The organism is Aquibacillus halophilus (genome assembly GCF_009649745.1).
GTDB classification, from domain to species: domain Bacteria; phylum Bacillota; class Bacilli; order Bacillales; family Amphibacillaceae; genus Aquibacillus; species Aquibacillus halophilus.
This window is the reverse complement of the sequence record NZ_WJNG01000047.1, coordinates 1-281: the sequence shown is the minus strand read 5'-3', so window position 1 is coordinate 281 and position 281 is coordinate 1. Positions and strand designations below refer to the sequence as shown.

Sequence of the window (281 nt, the reverse complement as noted above, 5' to 3'; positions counted from 1 at the left end):
CCCTTTCGACTATGAACCTTATCACCCATAGTCTGACTCCCAAGATGGAGTGGCTGGCATTCGGAGTTTGACTGAATTCGGTAACCCGGTAAGGGCCCCTAGTCCAATCAGTGCTCTACCTCCAGTACTCAACTCTTGAGACTAGCCCTAAAGCTATTTCGGAGAGAACCAGCTATCTCCGTGTTCGATTGGCATTTCACCCCTACCCACACCTCATCCCCGCACTTTTCAACGTGCGTGGGTTCGGGCCTCCAGTCAGTGTTACCTGACCTTCACCCTGG

1 rRNA gene is annotated in these 281 nt (G+C 52.7%); it reads right to left on the bottom strand.

The features are described 5' to 3' along the window. Window positions 1-281: ribosomal RNA gene (locus GH741_RS21470) — 23S ribosomal RNA — on the bottom strand; the annotation flags it as partial.